Annotated in this window: 23 protein-coding genes; 22 read left to right on the top strand and 1 reads right to left on the bottom strand. The window is 40.7% G+C overall.

Features of this window, described 5'->3' with window-relative positions:
* The 18 genes from rpsN to DW862_RS17480 all read left to right on the top strand — a co-directional run bounded on the left by rpsN (position 1) and on the right by DW862_RS17480 (position 9,638).
* Complete coding sequence (gene rpsN, locus DW862_RS17565) at positions 1-300, top strand: 30S ribosomal protein S14 (RefSeq protein ID WP_004310885.1); 300 nt, start codon at positions 1-3, stop codon at positions 298-300.
* 52 nt (positions 301-352) lie between these two features.
* The gene (gene rpsH, locus DW862_RS17560) at positions 353-748 is read left to right on the top strand and encodes a 30S ribosomal protein S8 (RefSeq protein WP_004296336.1); all 396 of its coding nucleotides are present in this window, start codon (positions 353-355) and stop codon (positions 746-748) included.
* Between the two features lie 15 nt (positions 749-763).
* A complete protein-coding gene (rplF, locus tag DW862_RS17555; protein ID WP_004310884.1) occupies positions 764-1,333 on the top strand; it encodes a 50S ribosomal protein L6 in 570 nt (189 codons plus the stop codon).
* 21 nt (positions 1,334-1,354) lie between these two features.
* The gene (gene rplR / locus DW862_RS17550) at positions 1,355-1,699 is read left to right on the top strand and encodes a 50S ribosomal protein L18 (RefSeq protein WP_004310883.1); all 345 of its coding nucleotides are present in this window, start codon (positions 1,355-1,357) and stop codon (positions 1,697-1,699) included.
* A gap of 5 nt (positions 1,700-1,704) precedes the next feature.
* A complete protein-coding gene (rpsE, locus tag DW862_RS17545; RefSeq protein WP_004296333.1) occupies positions 1,705-2,223 on the top strand; it encodes a 30S ribosomal protein S5 in 519 nt (172 codons plus the stop codon).
* Positions 2,224-2,232: 9 nt separating this feature from the next.
* The gene (gene rpmD, locus DW862_RS17540) at positions 2,233-2,409 is read left to right on the top strand and encodes a 50S ribosomal protein L30 (RefSeq protein ID WP_004296332.1); all 177 of its coding nucleotides are present in this window, start codon (positions 2,233-2,235) and stop codon (positions 2,407-2,409) included.
* A 32-nt stretch (positions 2,410-2,441) separates the two neighbouring features.
* Positions 2,442-2,888 carry a 50S ribosomal protein L15 gene (gene rplO / locus DW862_RS17535; RefSeq protein WP_004310882.1) on the top strand — a complete coding sequence of 149 codons (447 nt, stop codon included), beginning with the start codon at positions 2,442-2,444 and terminating at the stop codon, positions 2,886-2,888.
* Between the two features lie 4 nt (positions 2,889-2,892).
* Positions 2,893-4,233, top strand: coding sequence for a preprotein translocase subunit SecY (gene secY / locus DW862_RS17530; protein ID WP_004310881.1), 1,341 nt, complete (start codon positions 2,893-2,895; stop codon positions 4,231-4,233).
* 15 nt (positions 4,234-4,248) lie between these two features.
* Positions 4,249-5,046, top strand: a complete 798-nt coding sequence (gene map / locus DW862_RS17525) for a type I methionyl aminopeptidase (protein WP_008023041.1) — start codon at positions 4,249-4,251, stop codon at positions 5,044-5,046.
* Between the two features lies 1 nt (position 5,047).
* Positions 5,048-5,266, top strand: coding sequence for a translation initiation factor IF-1 (gene infA, locus DW862_RS17520; protein WP_002558052.1), 219 nt, complete (start codon positions 5,048-5,050; stop codon positions 5,264-5,266).
* 8 nt (positions 5,267-5,274) lie between these two features.
* Positions 5,275-5,391: a type B 50S ribosomal protein L36 gene (gene ykgO, locus DW862_RS17515; protein ID WP_002558051.1), complete on the top strand. Its 117-nt coding sequence runs from the start codon at positions 5,275-5,277 to the stop codon at positions 5,389-5,391.
* Between the two features lie 33 nt (positions 5,392-5,424).
* Entirely contained in the window at positions 5,425-5,805 is a 381-nt protein-coding gene (rpsM, locus tag DW862_RS17510; RefSeq protein ID WP_004296328.1) for a 30S ribosomal protein S13, read from the top strand.
* Positions 5,806-5,816: 11 nt separating this feature from the next.
* On the top strand, positions 5,817-6,206 hold the full coding sequence (rpsK, locus tag DW862_RS17505) for a 30S ribosomal protein S11 (RefSeq protein ID WP_004296327.1): 390 nt from the start codon (positions 5,817-5,819) through the stop codon (positions 6,204-6,206).
* 117 nt (positions 6,207-6,323) lie between these two features.
* A complete protein-coding gene (rpsD, locus tag DW862_RS17500; RefSeq protein WP_004296326.1) occupies positions 6,324-6,929 on the top strand; it encodes a 30S ribosomal protein S4 in 606 nt (201 codons plus the stop codon).
* Positions 6,930-6,940: 11 nt separating this feature from the next.
* The gene (locus tag DW862_RS17495; RefSeq protein WP_004296325.1) at positions 6,941-7,933 is read left to right on the top strand and encodes a DNA-directed RNA polymerase subunit alpha; all 993 of its coding nucleotides are present in this window, start codon (positions 6,941-6,943) and stop codon (positions 7,931-7,933) included.
* Positions 7,934-7,936: 3 nt separating this feature from the next.
* A complete protein-coding gene (gene rplQ / locus DW862_RS17490; RefSeq protein WP_004313458.1) occupies positions 7,937-8,440 on the top strand; it encodes a 50S ribosomal protein L17 in 504 nt (167 codons plus the stop codon).
* Positions 8,441-8,587: 147 nt separating this feature from the next.
* Entirely contained in the window at positions 8,588-8,983 is a 396-nt protein-coding gene (locus DW862_RS17485; RefSeq protein WP_120069630.1) for a hypothetical protein, read from the top strand.
* 112 nt (positions 8,984-9,095) lie between these two features.
* Entirely contained in the window at positions 9,096-9,638 is a 543-nt protein-coding gene (locus DW862_RS17480; protein WP_004313460.1) for a hypothetical protein, read from the top strand.
* 152 nt (positions 9,639-9,790) lie between these two features.
* Here DW862_RS17480 and DW862_RS17475 read toward each other — a convergent pair whose 3' ends face one another.
* A complete protein-coding gene (locus tag DW862_RS17475) occupies positions 9,791-11,605 on the bottom strand; it encodes a MutS family DNA mismatch repair protein (RefSeq protein ID WP_120069627.1) in 1,815 nt (604 codons plus the stop codon).
* A gap of 254 nt (positions 11,606-11,859) precedes the next feature.
* On the opposite strand from DW862_RS17475, the gene DW862_RS17470 reads away from it, so the two are divergent.
* The 4 genes from DW862_RS17470 (at position 11,860) to hutI (ending at position 17,565) form a co-directional block, all read left to right on the top strand.
* Positions 11,860-12,504, top strand: coding sequence for a DUF6563 family protein (locus tag DW862_RS17470; RefSeq protein ID WP_165861942.1), 645 nt, complete (start codon positions 11,860-11,862; stop codon positions 12,502-12,504).
* Between the two features lie 540 nt (positions 12,505-13,044).
* Positions 13,045-15,042, top strand: coding sequence for a urocanate hydratase (locus tag DW862_RS17465; protein ID WP_015531719.1), 1,998 nt, complete (start codon positions 13,045-13,047; stop codon positions 15,040-15,042).
* A gap of 228 nt (positions 15,043-15,270) precedes the next feature.
* The gene (gene ftcD, locus DW862_RS17460; RefSeq protein WP_004313464.1) at positions 15,271-16,173 is read left to right on the top strand and encodes a glutamate formimidoyltransferase; all 903 of its coding nucleotides are present in this window, start codon (positions 15,271-15,273) and stop codon (positions 16,171-16,173) included.
* A gap of 138 nt (positions 16,174-16,311) precedes the next feature.
* Positions 16,312-17,565, top strand: a complete 1,254-nt coding sequence (hutI, locus tag DW862_RS17455) for an imidazolonepropionase (protein ID WP_008645755.1) — start codon at positions 16,312-16,314, stop codon at positions 17,563-17,565.
* Positions 17,566-17,578: the final 13 nt, after the last annotated feature.

Here is a 17,578-nt window from a genome sequence, read left to right as displayed (position 1 = left end):
ATGGCAAAGGAATCAATGAAAGCACGTGAAGTAAAGCGTGCTAAATTAGTAGCCAAATACGCCGAGAAAAGAGCTGCTTTGAAGCAAATCGTAAGAACAGGTGATCCTGCTGATGCTTTCGAAGCTGCACAGAAGTTGCAAGAGTTGCCAAAGAATTCTAATCCAATTCGTATGCACAACCGTTGCAAACTGACTGGTCGTCCTAAAGGTTATATTCGTCAATTCGGAATTTCGAGAATTCAATTCCGTGAGATGGCATCTAACGGACTGATCCCAGGCGTAAAAAAAGCAAGCTGGTAATTATTGTTTAAATATTGTCAGGGTAGTCCTGATTAATTTAATTTATTTTTATATGACTGATCCAATAGCAGATTATTTAACGAGGTTGCGGAACGCGATTGGTGCAAAGCACAGAGTTGTTGAAGTTCCCGCTTCGAATTTGAAAAAAGAAATCACTAAGATTCTTTTTGAAAAAGGCTACATCCTTAATTATAAGTTTGTAGAAGATGGTCCTCAAGGAACTATTAAGGTTGCCTTGAAGTATGATTCTGTTAACAAAGTTAACGCAATCAAAAAGTTAGAAAGAATATCTTCTCCGGGTATGCGTAAGTATACTGGTTACAAAGATATGCCGCGTGTTATTAATGGGCTGGGTATTGCTATAATATCTACTTCCAAAGGTGTAATGACTAACAAAGAGGCTGCAGAACTGAAAATCGGTGGTGAAGTCTTGTGTTATGTATATTAATTAGGAGGAATTAGAATGTCAAGAATAGGAAAATTACCCATTAGTATCCCTGCTGGAGTGACAATCACTCTGAAGGATAATGTGGTTACCGTAAAGGGACCCAAAGGCGAAATGAGCCAATATGTGAATCCTGCTATCAATGTTACTATTGAAGACGGACACGTAACTTTAACAGAAAACGATAAAGAAATGCTTGATAACCCGAAGCAGAAACATGCTTTCCACGGTTTGTATCGTTCATTGGTTCACAACATGGTTGTGGGCGTATCTGAAGGTTACAAGAAAGAACTGGAACTTGTAGGTGTAGGTTATCGTGCTTCAAACCAAGGTAACATCATTGAGCTGGCTTTAGGTTATACACACAATATTTTCATTCAATTACCTGCTGAGGTAAAAGTTGAAACGAAGTCTGAAAGAAATAAGAATCCTCTTATTATATTGGAATCGTGTGACAAACAATTGCTTGGTCAAGTTTGCTCTAAAATACGTTCTTTCCGTAAGCCTGAACCATACAAGGGTAAAGGTATTAAGTTTGTTGGCGAAGTAATTCGTAGAAAGTCTGGTAAATCAGCCGGCGCTAAGTAATTCATATAAAATTAGATTATTATGACAACAAAAATAGAAAGACGAGTTAAGATCAAATATAGAGTACGCAACAAAATTTCAGGTACTACTGAATGTCCGCGTATGAGTGTATTTAGAAGTAACAAGCAAATTTATGTCCAGATTATCGATGATCTTTCTGGTAAGACACTGGCTGCTGCTTCTTCTTTAGGTTTGACTGAGAAAGTCGCTAAAAAAGAACAAGCTGCTAAAGTTGGTGAAATGATTGCTAAAAAGGCTCAGGAAGCAGGTATAACTACTGTTGTTTTCGACCGTAATGGTTACTTGTATCATGGGAGAGTAAAAGAAGTAGCTGATGCTGCTCGTAACGGTGGACTTAAATTTTAATCATTATGGCAGGAGTTAATAATAGAGTTAAGATTACTAACGATATAGAACTGAAAGATAGATTAGTTGCTATTAATCGTGTTACTAAAGTTACCAAAGGTGGTAGAACTTTTAGTTTCTCTGCAATCGTTGTTGTAGGTAACGAAGAAGGTATCATTGGTTGGGGACTTGGTAAAGCAGGTGAAGTAACAGCTGCTATCGCTAAAGGTGTTGAGTCAGCTAAAAAGAATCTGGTGAAAGTACCTATTTTAAAAGGTACTGTTCCTCATGAACAATCAGCTAGATTTGGTGGTGCTGAAGTATTCATCAAACCTGCATCTCACGGAACCGGTGTTGTAGCTGGTGGTGCTATGCGTGCTGTATTGGAAAGTGTTGGTGTTACTGACGTTTTGGCTAAATCTAAAGGTTCTTCGAATCCGCATAACCTTGTTAAAGCTACAATTGAAGCTTTGAGTGAAATGCGTGATGCAAGAATGGTTGCTCAGAACAGAGGTATTAGTGTTGAAAAAGTATTTAGAGGATAAGGAGGAGATATGTCAACTATAAAGATTAAACAAGTTAAAAGTAGAATTGGTGCTCCAGCTGATCAGAAAAGAACTCTTGACGCACTGGGACTTCGTAAACTGAACCGTGTGGTTGAACACGAAAGCACTCCTTCAATTCTTGGAATGGTAGATAAAGTAAAACACTTGGTTGCCATTGTTAAGTAATTATTTGTTGAATAATAAAACGAAATTACAATATGAACTTAAGTAATTTAAAACCTGCTGAGGGATCTACTAAGACAAGAAAAAGAATTGGACGTGGTGCTGGTTCTGGCTTAGGTGGTACTTCTACAAGAGGTCATAAAGGAGCTAAATCAAGATCTGGATACTCTAAGAAAATCGGTTTTGAAGGTGGTCAGATGCCTCTTCAACGTCGAGTTCCTAAATTTGGTTTCAAGAATATCAATCGTGTTGAATATAAAGCTATCAATCTGGATACTATCCAGAAACTTGCTGAAGCTAAGAGCTTGACAAAAGTTGGTGTAAACGACTTTATCGAAGCAGGATTTATTTCTTCAAATCAGTTGGTAAAAGTATTGGGTAACGGAACTCTGACTAACAAGCTGGAAGTAGAAGCTCATGCATTCTCTAAGACTGCAACTGCTGCTATCGAAGCTGCTGGTGGAACTGTAGTAAAACTCTGATTCAATGAGAAAAGCTATTGAAACATTAAAGAATATATGGAAGATTGAGGATCTGAGACAGCGGATCCTCATCACCATATTGTTCGTGGCAATTTACCGTTTCGGATCGTATGTCGTATTACCGGGTATCAATCCGGCGATGCTGGCGAAATTGCACGAACAAACAAGTGAAGGCCTTTTAGCCTTGTTAAATATGTTCTCTGGAGGAGCATTTTCTAATGCCTCTATTTTTGCATTAGGAATCATGCCTTATATCTCTGCATCTATCGTAATCCAGTTATTGGGAATCGCTGTACCGTATTTCCAGAAGTTGCAACGCGAAGGTGAGAGCGGCAGAAGAAAAATGAATCAATATACTCGTTACTTGACGATTGCTATATTGTTAGTTCAGGCCCCTTCTTATTTGCTCAATCTTAAAATGCAGGCTGGCCCTTCCTTAAATGCTTCATTAGATTGGACTCTGTTTATGGTTACCTCTACCATTATTTTGGCAGCAGGTAGTATGTTTATTTTGTGGCTTGGTGAAAGAATTACTGATAAAGGTATTGGTAACGGTATTTCATTTATCATCTTGATTGGTATTATCGCTCGTTTCCCTGATGCTTTGTTGCAAGAAGTTGTGTCCAGAGTAGCAAATAAGAGCGGTGGTCTGATTATGTTTATAATTGAAATCGTATTCTTATTATTAGTGATTGGCGCTGCTATTCTTTTGGTGCAAGGTACAAGAAAGATTCCTGTACAGTATGCAAAAAGAATCGTTGGTAACAAGCAATATGGTGGTGCTAGACAGTATATCCCTTTAAAGGTGAATGCTGCCGGTGTTATGCCTATCATCTTTGCTCAGGCAATCATGTTTATTCCAATTACATTTATCGGTTTTTCAAATGTAAATGATGCAGGCGGTTTCTTGCATGCGTTTACAGATCATACAAGTTTCTGGTATAATTTTGTCTTTGCGGTAATGATTATATTATTTACGTATTTCTATACTGCAATTACAATTAATCCGACTCAGATGGCTGAGGATATGAAGAGAAATAATGGTTTCATCCCTGGTATTAAACCGGGAAAGAAAACAGCAGAGTATATTGATGATATAATGTCTCGTATCACTTTGCCGGGTTCTTTCTTCTTGGCTTTAGTTGCTATTATGCCTGCTTTTGCCGGTGTATTCGGAGTGCAAGCAGGATTCGCTCAATTCTTCGGCGGTACATCTTTGTTAATTCTTGTAGGTGTTGTTCTTGATACTCTGCAACAGGTTGAAAGTCATTTGTTGATGAGACACTATGATGGTCTGTTGAAATCTGGTCGTATTAAAGGACGCGCTGGTGTAGCGGCATATTAATTCTTTAGATTAGAAATGATATTTCTTAAAACAGAAGATGAAATAGAATTGCTCCGTCAGAGTAACCTGCTTGTTGGTAAAACTCTTGCAGAGGTTGCCAAACTGGTGAAGCCTGGTGTAACTACACGTGAGTTGGATAAAGTTGCTGAAGAGTTCATTAGAGATCATGGGGCAACTCCAACTTTCAAAGGATTTCCGAATCAATATGGAGAACCATTTCCCGCATCTCTTTGTACTTCTGTCAACGAACAGGTGGTACATGGAATCCCAGGGGATATCGTACTGAAAGATGGTGATATCGTATCAGTGGATTGCGGAACTTACATGAATGGTTTCTGTGGTGATTCTGCTTATACTTTTTGTGTAGGAGAGGTAGACGAAGAGATTCGTAACTTGTTGAAGGTAACTAAAGAAGCGTTATATATTGGCATCCAGAACGCAGTGCAAGGTAAAAGAATTGGTGATATCGGATATGCTATTCAGCAATATTGTGAGTCTCATTCTTATGGTGTAGTGCGTGAGTTTGTTGGCCATGGCATCGGTAAAGAGATGCACGAAGATCCTCAGGTTCCTAACTATGGTAAAAGAGGATATGGACCATTGATGAAAAGAGGCCTTTGCATAGCGATAGAGCCGATGATAACATTGGGAGACCGACAAGTGATAATGGAAAGTGACGGATGGACTGTGAGGACCAGAGATCGTAAATGTGCTGCACATTTTGAGCATACGATAGCTGTTGGAGCTGGTGAAGCTGATATTTTGTCTTCATTCAAATTCATAGAAGAAGTTTTAGGAGATAAAGCAATATAATATGGCAAAGCAATCTGCAATAGAACAAGATGGAGTTATAGTTGAAGCATTGTCAAATGCAATGTTTCGTGTTGAATTAGAAAACGGACATGAGATTACCGCACATATTTCAGGCAAGATGAGGATGCATTACATCAAGATCCTGCCGGGAGATAAAGTGAGAGTCGAAATGTCTCCTTACGACTTATCGAAAGGAAGAATTGTGTTTAGATATAAATAAAATAAGATATGAAAGTAAGAGCATCATTAAAGAAACGCACGCCAGAATGTAAGATCGTTAGACGTAATGGCCGTTTGTATGTTATTAACAAGAAAAATCCTAAGTATAAACAACGTCAAGGATAATTTGTTATTTTTGCAAAAAAAATAATTTAGTATATGGCTATAAGAATAGTTGGTGTAGATTTACCTCAGAACAAAAGAGGTGAAATTGCGTTGACCTATGTATATGGAATAGGTCGCAGTAGTTCAGCAAAAATTTTAGATAAAGCTGGTGTAGATAAAGATCTGAAGGTTAAAGACTGGACAGATGATCAAGCTGCTAAGATTCGTGAGATTATCGGTGCAGAGTATAAAGTAGAAGGTGATCTTCGTTCTGAAATCCAATTGAACATTAAGCGATTAATGGATATTGGTTGCTATCGTGGTGTACGTCACCGTATTGGTCTGCCTGTTAGAGGTCAGAGCACTAAGAACAATGCACGTACTCGTAAGGGTAGAAAGAAAACCGTTGCTAATAAGAAAAAAGCTACTAAATAATAATTGTTGATATGGCAAAAAAAACAGTTGCAGCTAAAAAGAGAAATGTGAAAGTAGACGCTAATGGACAGTTGCATGTTCATTCATCTTTCAACAATATTATTGTTTCTCTTGCAAATAGTGAAGGGCAGATTATCTCTTGGTCATCTGCTGGTAAAATGGGATTTAGAGGTTCTAAAAAGAATACTCCTTATGCAGCTCAGATGGCTGCCCAGGATTGTGCAAAGATTGCATTCGATCTTGGCCTGCGAAAGGTAAAAGCATATGTGAAGGGTCCAGGTAACGGACGTGAGTCTGCTATTAGAACTATCCACGGTGCTGGTATCGAAGTTACTGAAATCATTGACGTGACTCCGCTTCCACATAATGGTTGTCGTCCTCCGAAAAGACGTAGAGTTTAATTTACCTTTAACTTACACAATGATCTTGATTTTGTTTTTGGATTACATTAATTTCTCTCTGTAATCGCGGCTGCAACAAATTGAGTTCATGAATAAACAATTAAATATTTAAAAGAAATGGCTAGATATACTGGACCAAAATCGAGAATCGCCCGTAAATTCGGTGAAGGAATCTTTGGAGCTGACAAAGTTTTGTCAAAGAAGAACTATCCTCCCGGACAACATGGTAATTCAAGAAAAAGAAAAACTTCTGAATACGGTGTGCAACTTCGTGAAAAACAGAAAGCTAAATACACCTATGGAGTTTTAGAAAAACAATTCCGCAATTTGTTTGAAAAAGCAGCTACTGCTAAAGGTATTACCGGTGAGGTACTTCTTCAATTGCTGGAAGGCCGTCTTGACAACGTAGTATTCCGTTTGGGTATTGCTCCTACACGTGCTGCTGCTCGTCAGTTGGTTAGTCACAAGCACATCACTGTAGATGGTGAAGTAGTAAACATTCCTTCATTTGCAGTAAAACCAGGACAATTGATTGGTGTTCGTGAAAGATCTAAGTCTTTGGAAGTAATTGCTAATTCTCTTGCAGGTTTCAATCACAGCAAGTATGCTTGGTTGGAATGGGACGAGGCTTCAAAGGTTGGTAAAATGTTGCACATACCTGAAAGAGCAGACATTCCTGAGAACATTAAAGAACATTTGATCGTTGAATTGTATTCTAAATAATAATTAATTTCATGGCGATATTAGCATTTCAAAAACCTGATAAAGTATTAATGTTGGAGGCGGACTCCAGATTCGGTAAATTCGAATTCCGTCCGTTGGAACCGGGTTTTGGTATTACTGTAGGTAATGCATTACGCCGTATCCTTCTTTCTTCATTAGAGGGTTTTGCTATCACTACTATCAGAATCGATGGTGTGGAGCATGAATTTTCTAGTGTACCTGGAGTAAAAGAGGATGTTACCAACATTATCTTGAATCTGAAACAAGTGAGATTCAAGCAAGTAGTTGAAGAGTTCGAGAGCGAAAAAGTGAGCATCACTGTCGAGAATTCCAGTGAATTTAAAGCAGGTGACATAGGTAAGTATTTGACTGGATTTGAAGTGTTAAATCCGGAATTAGTTATTTGTCATTTAGATTCTAAGTCAACTATGCAGATTGATATTACCATTAACAAAGGTCGTGGTTATGTACCTGCTGATGAAAATCGCGAGTATTGCACGGATGTTAATGTAATTCCAATCGACTCTATTTATACACCGATACGTAATGTCAAGTATGCTGTAGAAAACTTCCGTGTAGAACAGAAGACTGACTACGAAAAGCTAGTGCTTGAAATTAGTACCGACGGTTCTATACACCCGAAAGAAGCGCTGAAAGAAGCTGCAAAAATTCTGATTTATCACTTCATGTTGTTCTCTGACGAGAAGATCACGCTTGAAAGTAATGATACTGACGGCAATGAAGAGTTTGATGAAGAAGTTTTGCACATGCGTCAGCTGTTGAAAACTAAACTCGTTGATATGGACTTGTCAGTTCGTGCCCTCAATTGCTTGAAGGCTGCTGACGTAGAAACTCTCGGCGACTTGGTACAATTCAACAAAACTGACCTGCTGAAATTCAGAAACTTCGGAAAGAAATCGCTTACCGAGCTTGATGATTTGCTGGAAAGTCTGAATCTGTCGTTTGGAACCGACATTTCTAAATATAAATTAGATAAAGAATAAAAAATGAGACATAATAAAAAATTCAATCATTTAGGTCGTACTGCTTCTCATAGAAGCGCTATGTTATCTAACATGGCTTGCTCTTTGATCAAGCACAAAAGAATCACTACGACTGTTGCAAAGGCGAAAGCTTTGAAGAAGTTTGTTGAGCCTTTGATTACTAAGTCTAAAGAAGATACTACGAACTCTCGTCGTGTTGTATTTAGCAACTTGCAAGATAAGATTGCAGTAACAGAGTTGTTCAAAGAAATCTCTGTTAAGATTGCTGATCGTCCGGGTGGTTATACTCGTATTATCAAGACTGGTAACCGTTTGGGTGACAACGCAGAAATGTGCTTTATTGAGTTGGTTGACTACAATGAAAACATGGCTAAGGAAAAAGTTGCTAAGAAAGCTACTCGTACTCGTCGTTCGAAGAAAGCTGCTGAAGCTGCTCCTGCTGCTGTTGAAGCTCCTGCAACTGAAGCTCCTAAGGCTGAAGAACCAAAAGCTGAATCGGCTGAATAATTTTACAGTTATTCTTATAGATATAAAAAAGGCTACCTTCGAAGGTAGCCTTTTTTGTTTGTCTGCCGTTTATTAATACTAAGATACATTAAAATATATCCTAATTAAACTTTTCATAGAGAGAATCTGTTATATTTGCAGGTGAATATGGCAAAATTTGTAAAGGTAATATTGTTTCTGTTGCTGACAGTTGCTTTTCATAGCATAGCAGGCAATGTCTCTACCGAAAGAATGGTGGATAAGCAGGGGTGTGATATTACATATGCTATGGGGCAGCGTGGGGAAATCTGTGCACCCGATCTTCCGGGTAAGCCTGTGGCTGAATTGACCAATTTGCAGAGCCATCAAATATCTGTGACACGTATTCAACGTGTACAGCTTGGAGAATATTTCTTTTCTTTAAAGAATGCGCTACAAGGTTGTGCTGATCGTGATAGCTCACTATCACAACACTGGGGGCGGATTTATGATACAACAACTTCCTATTATTGCCAGCCATCGAGTGAATACTATGTATACACCTTGAGGCGTATAATTATTTAGCAGTATATTTATTGGTATTGTTTATTTTGTGGTTACTGGTATCTTCTGTATACTGGTGATACTACTTCTTTTTATCTTTATATTTTTACTAATAAATTAAACTTTAAATATTATGGCAACTACTCAAACGATTGATGCTACTATATTCGCATCTACACACCCCGATATCGCTAAACGCATAAGTGTTTCAGGAGTTTTAATCTCTTCTGTTATGTTATTGATTGGTATTTTAGCTTTTGCTTCAACATTCGAATTGGATGACAAGTCTTCTACAACCAGTATGGCTTTGATGGTTTTGGGGACAGGTTTATTCCTTATCGGAATTTTCCGTCTTTTCTGGAAATCAAAGGAGGTTGTTTATTTACCAACAAAAAGTGTGGCTAAAGAGCATAGTGTATTCTTTGATTTGAAGCATATGGATGCTTTGAAAAATCTTGTAAATTCGGGTTCATTCTCCGCTGATTCGAAAATAAAAAGCGAGGCTAGTGGTAATATACGTATGGATGTGATACTTTCTGCTGATAAAAAGTTTGCAGCTGTACAGTTATTCCAATTTGTACCTTACACGTATCAGCCAATAACATCGGTGCAGTATTTCACTAATGAAAAAGCTTCTGCGATAGTCGCTTTTTTGTCGAAAAGTAAAATACAATAAGTATATATCTATAACACCTGTTTGACTTTGTTTTTTCCGACACATTAAAACTATGCAGTTTGAAACTTTATATTGAGTTTGCTGCTACTAAATAAAACAGGTTTTAGATGTTACTGTAAAAGATAACTTTGATTTTCATACGAAGATGGGGATTAGTCGTTAATGACGGCGATCCCCATTTTTTTCATTAAGAAGCAGGCGTTCATGTTTTGAGCAACTCCGTTTCTCATTTGATATGAGAAGGTGAGTTCATTGTTGGTAATGTCGGCTTCGAAACAGTAATTTCGGATATTTTGTGGGAAGGACTCTATTAAAGTCCCTAATAACAAGTCATGGGTGGCGATGATACCGTTGGCGTTCATGTGCATGAATTGTTTGATAAGGGCGAAAGAGCCTTTCTGTTTGTCCATGGAGTTGGTGCCTTTCAGTATTTCATCAAGGATGATGAAAAGCTCTTCCCCGGCTTCAAGTTTGTCTATGATTAATTTAAGTCGCTTGAGTTCTGCAAAGAAATAAGATTCGTTGTCAGCTAGGGAATCACTGGTTCGAAGGCTGGTAACGAGACGGGCCGGATATATTTTCATTTGCTTTGCCCAAACGGGAGCTCCTATACATGCCAGTAGATAGTTTACTCCTACAGTACGTAAATAAGTACTCTTGCCTGCCATATTGGCGCCTGTGATTATAATAAAGAAAGGACGTTTTTCAATGTCTATTCCGTTACGCACACATTGGTTGCGATCCATTAGGGGATGCCCCAAGGCTTCAGCTTGTAGGTGGAAAGATTGAGCAGCGATAGTGGGGTAAATATAATCCGGATGGTTATATGCGAATGTTGCCAGGGAACAATAGGCATCTATTTCTCCGATTGTTTCTATCCATCGGGGTAGGTCGGAGGCATGAATCTCTTTCCACTTCTCGATTCGCATCACCTGTCGTAGCTCCCAAAATATCAGTCCGTTGAGTATAGTACTCATGAGCAGATTGCTTCGTTGGTCGAGTGCGTTCATCAGTTTAGAAAGCTGGCGGACTGCTTGAGAAGCGGTTTGATTTTGACTTGTAAGGTCCGTTTTTAACTCTTGCAGTATATGACTGTGCATTTCTTTTTGTTCAGTGAGCAGAATTTGGTCAGCGTATGTCGAAAGAATCTGCAGCTTTTCTCCGTAGGTTGTTTGCAGTTTAGTGATTCCTTTAGAGAAAATAGTACTGAATAATACAAAGCTGACAAATACTCCTCCTGCGATGTTAGCCGAGATAATGCCTAAAATGGCTAGACTTATACATAAGAAATTAATGACGGTAACTGCTATTGGGAGGATACGCAGGAGCGTACGTTTTCGATAATAACTCGGACTGGCTGCCCATTCTTTGATTTCGGTGGTATCGGCAGGTTTTCCTTTATAGAGTAATCCGAGTAAGCGGATTTGTTGGCGATATTCCAAATCGGTGGAGAGTTCCCGGATGGCTTCCTGGCGGTGGTCAATAGCTTCTTTATTCTCCAGATGTGCATTGAACCAATTTGCGAGATGTTGCTTGCCGATAGGGGTTGCGGTGCGGTTGATATATTGGAAAAGAGAGTGCTCGCCAAATACATCCAGATCAAGAGTGTAGAGGTGAGACGGGTTAATGAATTCTTTTCCATCGTCAAAATCGGAAAAATCATATTGCATGGCACGTAGTTCCTGCTCGTTGATTTCTATTTTCTTTTTCAGAAAGTCTTTCCGGTAGAACCAGAAATTATGGCGTTTTACTAACCAAATGAATAAGATAAAGGGTAGGACAGCGAATGCAGAGAGGCATAGCCAACCGTCAGACCAAAAAATAATGGCATTTGCTACGGCTCCTACGAATAAGATAAGTCGAAGAAGACTTATATAATAGATACGTTTTCGTGCATTCTGTAACTCCAGTTCTGTTTTCTGAATGATTTGCTGATATGTGGTAATGACCTGTTCTAGTTTTTCCATGACAACTTTAAATCTTTTGCGCAAAGGTAATATAATTCATAACGGTCGGGATAGGAGCTTGTTTTTGTTAAGAGTAGATTTACTGTTTATTAACGGAAGTAGGAAGATGTGTGGGCTTGGATTATAACTCGTTCTGATAATGTTGTTGTTAGCTGGAAGAAATTTTCAATATTTCTTTTCTCATTCTTGCATTTATCCGCTAAAATTTATAACTTTCCACTCGAAAAGGCGTTAGACAGGAAAGGAGGATGCTTATGAAGAAAGGATGTATCTTATGTTTGCTGATAAGCGTGATTAGCCTTCCGTTAATTGCGCAGAATATTATTTATTCCAACCTGAAAGAGTTGCTGACTCAACATGGCGATACCACTGATGTGTTGCGTGTAGAAAAACGTTCCAGAAATCAGATTGTATTAACAGGAGGGGCTGATTACCGGATAACGGCTGGTGATGACGAGTCGATGTGCCGGCGTTTGAAGAAGCGTTGTTTTGCTGTGCGTGACGAAAAAGGAAATTTATATTTGAACTGTCGTAAGTTGCGCTATAAGAAATTGCGTTTTGGAGCATGGTATGCTCCTGCTGTTCAGTTAGGTAAAAACATCTATTTTTGTGCAATGCCTTTAGGATCAGTCATCGGAGGCAACTTTGTGGAAGAAGATGATGTAAAACTAGGAGGAAATATAGGCGATGCTCTTGCCGCTTCAAGTCTGGTTACAAAACGTGTTTGCTATGAATTGAATGGTGAAACGGGAAAAGTCGACTTTCTGGGGAAAGATAGAATGCTGCAATTATTGAAGAATTATCCGGAACTGAAACAAGCATATTTGAAAGATGATAGTCAGGAGGCAAAGCATACTTTTAAATATCTGTTAGAGTTGCAGAATAAACAAAAGAAATAATTCCATTAATTGCGGTTGGTATCGTATGAAAAGCCCTATCAATAATACAATCATCTATATAATGATATTATTGAGATGCGGGTTACGCTAGTTATACAAATTCCACCGATTTCATAGCGTTGATTTTAGAAAGGGCTGCTATTTGCTTTACTAAAGATTCTCTTTTATTTTAATGAAAGGGTTTTTACCAACGATCCTTCCATTCATTTTAATGAAAAGTCTATTTTTAGCTTTAGTGAAGCTCCGCCATTCGTTTTAATGGTAGTTTTGCTATTTAACGTAATGCCAACCCTGCTATCTACTTTAATGAAAGATCTATCTATCTGTTTTGACAAAACGGCCTGTATTTGTGCCTATATAAAAGCATAAGAGAGTTTTGACATCGCTTGTGTCTTGTTCTTCTATCAAATTGTAAATGTAATAATACCTTTCTGATAATAAATCTGTCAAATCTCTTGTCTTTTATCTTCTTTTTTTCTATCTTGCGAAGAGTTATAAGACTGTATTGCTTACAGTTTGTAATCCTTAATTCTGTTTATTATGAGAATAACTCTTGGCAACACACTACCTCCTTATCCGGATTTTGTAGAAGGTATCCGGAGAGCTCCCGACCGTGGTTATACACTTACCCCGGCGCAGACAATCACTGCATTAAAAAACGCTTTGCGTTATATTCCTACCGAGTGGCACGAACAATTGGCTCCTGAATTGATGGAAGAGCTACGCACTCGCGGGCGGATTTACGGATACCGTTTCCGTCCTGCCGGCGACCTGAAAGCCAAACCGATTGATGAGTACCGGGGGCAATGCATTGAAGGCAAAGCTTTTCAGGTAATGATTGACAATAACCTTTGCTTCGATATAGCATTATATCCCTACGAACTAGTCACTTACGGTGAAACCGGACAAGTCTGTCAAAACTGGATGCAATATCGGCTGATAAAACAATACCTCGAAGAACTTACCCAAGAACAGACGCTGGTTATTGAGTCCGGACATCCATTAGGGCTTTTCCGCTCCCGTCCCGATGCTCCCCGCGTTATAATAACCAATTCGATGATGATCGGGCAATTCGACAATCAACATGATTGGCATATTGCTGCCCAGATGGGAGTTGCCAATTACGGGCAAATGACCGCTGGCGGCTGGATGTATATCGGTCCTCAAGGAATTGTGCATGGCACTTTCAATACCCTCCTCAATGCCGGGCGATTGAAACTGGGGATTCCCCAAGATCAGGATCTGCGGGGACATTTATTTGTATCTTCCGGCTTGGGAGGAATGAGCGGCGCACAACCCAAAGCGGCGGAGATAGCAGGAGCAGTCTCCATCATAGCCGAAGTAGATAGTTCGCGTATTGAAACCCGCCACCGCCAGGGATGGGTGGGACACGTGACTGCGGATATAGCCGAAGCATACCGGATGGCATCTCAAGCAATGCAACGTCGTGAACCCTGCTCGATAGCCTATCACGGCAATGTCGTAGATCTGCTCGAATATGCCGAACGCGAAAGAATTCCTATTGAATTATTATCCGATCAAACCTCCTGTCATGCCGTTTACGAAGGCGGTTACTGCCCTGTCGGACTAACTTTTGAAGAACGCACACGCCTTCTTCACGAATCTCCGGAACAATTCCGTCACTTGGTAGATATATCCTTGCATCGTCATTTCGAAGTTATTAAGAAACTCGTAGCCCGCGGAACTTATTTCTTTGATTATGGAAACTCCTTCATGAAAGCTATATACGATGCCGGAGTAAAAGAAATTTCCCGTAATGGTGTTGATGAAAAGGACGGATTTATCTGGCCAAGCTATGTTGAAGATATTATGGGACCCCAACTCTTTGATTATGGCTACGGTCCGTTCAGATGGGTTTGCTTGAGTGGCAAACACGAAGATCTGATAAAAACAGACCACGCAGCTATGGAATGTATCGACGTCAATCGGCGCGGTCAGGATCTTGACAATTACAACTGGATACGGGATGCCGAAAAGAATCAGCTCGTGGTGGGTACACAGGCACGTATTCTGTATCAGGATGCAGTTGGGAGAATGAACATAGCCCTCCGTTTCAATGAGATGGTCCGCCGGGGAGAAGTAGGTCCTATCATGCTGGGACGAGACCATCACGATGTAAGCGGAACGGATTCTCCTTTCCGGGAGACATCGAATATCAAAGACGGAAGCAATGTGATGGCAGATATGGCTGTGCAATGTTTTGCCGGAAATTGTGCCCGCGGAATGAGCCTGGTAGCTTTGCACAATGGTGGGGGAGTCGGTATTGGTAAAGCAGTCAATGGCGGTTTCGGTATGGTATGCGACGGTAGCGAACGGGTAGATGAAATACTTCGTTCGGCAATGCTCTGGGATGTGATGGGCGGAGTAGCCCGTCGCTCATGGGCGCGTAATCCGCATGCGATGGAGACAAGCGAAGCATTTAATGACTCCCATGCAAGAGACTATCAGATAACAATGCCGTATGTAGCGGACGAAGAACTTATAAAGAAGATAGTCCCATATATTGTGGGAAAATAGTATCACATATTATGGGAATTTATTCTCTTAATATGAGAGAATAAATTCCCATAATATATGGAACTGTTTAAACATATAGCTGTTTAGTATAAACCATGCGGTGATTCGGTATGAAACTCGTGTGAACCGTGCCTGATTATATAAGGACTATTGGTAAAGAGCACTTGTTTAATGTAAAACATATAGTTATCCAGTTGAATATAACCTCTATAATAATAGATATTTGATATGAGTTGGAATAAAATTATTGAATGCGTCCCCAATTTTAGCGAGGGACGTGATTTAGAGAAAATAGATCAGATAGTAGCCCCTTTCCGTATTAAGGCCGGGGTAAAACTGCTTGATTACAGTAATGATGAAGACCATAACCGCCTGGTTGTAACTCTTGTCGGCGAGCCGGAAGCTCTGTACGAAGCAATCGTTGAAGCAGTCGGTGTGGCTGTCCGTTTGATAGACCTGAATCAGCATACCGGGCAACATCCCCGTATGGGAGCGGTAGATGTCATCCCTTTCATCCCGATTAAGAATACCAGCATGGAAGAAGCCATCGAACTATCCAAGAAAGTAGCCGCAAAAGTAGCCGAGATCTATCATCTTCCTGTCTTCCTGTATGAGAAGTCCGCAACTGCGTCGCATCGGGAAAATCTCGCTTCCGTTCGTAAAGGAGAATTTGAAGGCATGGCCGAAAAAATCAAACTACCCGAATGGCAACCAGATTTCGGACCTGCCGAACGTCATCCAACCGCAGGTACAGTCGCCATCGGAGCCCGTATGCCGCTCGTTGCCTACAATATCAATCTTAGTACGGACAATCTGGAAATAGCTACCAAGATAGCAAAGAATATCCGCCATATCAATGGAGGGCTCCGTTATGTGAAAGCAATGGGAGTGGAGCTAAAGGAGAGAAACATCACCCAGGTATCCATAAACATGACCGACTATACCCGTACTGCCCTTTACCGCGCCTTCGAACTGGTACGTATCGAAGCCCGCCGCTATGGTGTTACGATTGTCGGTAGTGAAATCATTGGTCTCGTACCGATGGAAGCCCTGATTGATACAGCTTCCTACTATCTCGGACTCGAAAACTTTTCCATGCAGCAAGTCTTGGAAGCCCGTATCATGGAATAGCCGGTAAAGAAATATGTTAGCGAATATTCAATCCAAATCAGAACGGATGTTTACAGGGGAACCTGCCCTGATAAAAAACAACGGATCAAGAAGCAGGATGAATGAAACAAGAATAAACCAAGATAATTCGGATAATTTATGAGTGAAAACCTAATCATATTCAATGCCCGTATCGTAACTCCCATCGGCTTTTCCGCCCGTAAAGGCGAAGAAATGTCCCAACTGCAAGTCATAGAGAACGGAACCGTGGAAGTCACCAAAGGAATCATCACCTACGTTGGTGAGAACCGTGGCGAAGACCGCGACGGTTACTATCAACACTACTGGCATTATAACGCTCGCGGACACTGCCTCTTGCCCGGCTTCGTTGATTCCCATACCCATTTTGTATTTGGCGGAGAACGTTCCGAAGAATTCTCCTGGCGTCTGAACGGCGAAAGCTATATGTCGATTATGGAGCGGGGAGGCGGAATCGCAAGCACCGTAAAAGCCACCCGGCAAATGAATTTCCTGAAACTGCGTTCAGCAGCCGAAGGCTTTTTGAAAAGAATGAGCACAATGGGTGTAACCACCGTAGAAGGTAAAAGCGGTTACGGACTGGATCGGGAAACCGAACTATTACAGCTAAAGGTAATGCGCAGCCTGAACAACACCGAGCATAAACGTGTCGATATAGTCTCCACCTTTCTCGGTGCCCATGCCCTTCCCGAAGAATATGCAGGAAGAAGCGACGAATACATCGACTTCCTGATTCGTGAAATGCTTCCCCTTGTCCGTGACGGCGAACTGGCAGAATGTTGTGATGTCTTTTGCGAACAAGGCGTTTTCTCTATCGAACAGTCCCGCCGCCTGCTTCAGGCAGCCAAGGAACACGGCTTTCTGTTGAAACTCCACGCTGACGAAATCGTCTCCCTCGGTGGAGCTGAACTGGCAGCCGAACTGGGAGCACTGTCTGCCGATCACCTCCTGCACGCTTCCGATGCCGGCATCCGTGCAATGGCCGATGCCGGAGTAGTAGCCACCCTGTTACCTTTGACAGCTTTTGCTCTGAAAGAACCCTACGCACGCGGTCGTGAAATGATTGACTCCGGCTGTGCGGTAGCACTTGCCACCGACCTGAATCCCGGCAGTTGTTTCTCCGGTTCTATCCCGCTGACCATTGCTCTGGCCTGCATCTATATGAAAATGAGCATCGAAGAAACCATCACCGCCCTGACCCTGAACGGAGCTGCCGCCCTTCAGCGAGCCGACCGGATCGGAAGCATCGAAGTAGGCAAACAAGGCGATTTTATCGTTCTCAATTCCGACAACTATCATATTCTACCTTATTATATAGGCATGAACTGTGTAATCATGACTATTAAAGGCGGTATGCTGTATCCCGTTGCTTAATAGTTGACCCAAT

It is taken from the genome of Bacteroides sp. AM37-9 (assembly GCF_003603455.1).
Classification (GTDB): Bacteria; Bacteroidota; Bacteroidia; order Bacteroidales; family Bacteroidaceae; genus Bacteroides; species Bacteroides xylanisolvens.
The sequence above is the reverse complement of the archived record's forward strand: the minus strand, read 5'-3'. Positions and strand labels throughout refer to the sequence as shown.